Annotated in this window: 1 protein-coding gene; it reads right to left on the reverse strand. The window is 46.4% G+C overall.

Annotated elements, in window-relative coordinates; all coding sequences use genetic code 11:
* Nucleotides 1-5 precede the first annotated feature (5 nt).
* A partial coding sequence (gene aroE, locus R7093_RS24820) for a shikimate dehydrogenase (RefSeq protein WP_318146964.1) occupies nt 6-817 on the reverse strand: 812 nt, incomplete at its 5' end.

Consider the following 817-nt stretch of genomic DNA (forward strand, 5'->3'; position numbering starts at 1 on the left):
ATCGCTTATTGACCTTCAAGGTTCTTTCTTAATTCACGCAAAATCTGTTTGGCCCCAGGACGAAGACCGCGCCATAACATAAAACTCTCAGCAGCTTGGCCAACTAACATACCTAAACCATCATAAGCATGTGCCGCACCGTGTTGCTTAGCCCATTGGTTAAATGTGGTATCACCTTTGCCATACATCATGTCGTAGCTTGTACTATTGGCGGCGAACACCGAGGAAGAGATCGCAGGTAACTCACCACTCAATGATGCAGACGTAGAGTTGATTATGACATCGAACTCTTCAGCAATGGTATTCATCTCTTTTGCTGTAACAGGGCCATACGCAGAAAACAATTCTGCCAATTCTTCGGCTTTGGAAAATGTACGATTAGTTATCGTTAGAGATGTTGGTTTTTGATCGAGCAATGGTTTAATCACACCTCGAGCGGCACCACCAGCTCCTATGATCAGGATACGTGCGCCTTCTAAAACGACTTGATGTTGCAACAAGTCCTGCACTAAGCCTGCACCATCAGTGTTATCACCAATGATTTCACCATCATCAAGCTTCTTAAGTGTATTCACTGCTCCAGCAAGCTGAGCACGCTCGGTCAAACGGCTAGCAAATTGATAGGCATCTTCTTTAAAAGGCAAGGTCACGTTACAGCCTTTGCCGCCGTCAGCAAAAAATGCTTTCGCCGCCTCGATAAATCCACCCACAGGCGCACACTCTGCGGTGTATGTTAGGGACTGATTAGTTTGACGAGCAAAGAGTGGATGGATAAATGGCGACTTGCTGTGCCCGATAGGGTTACCAAACACGGCGT

This window comes from Vibrio sp. 1580, from assembly GCF_033340055.1.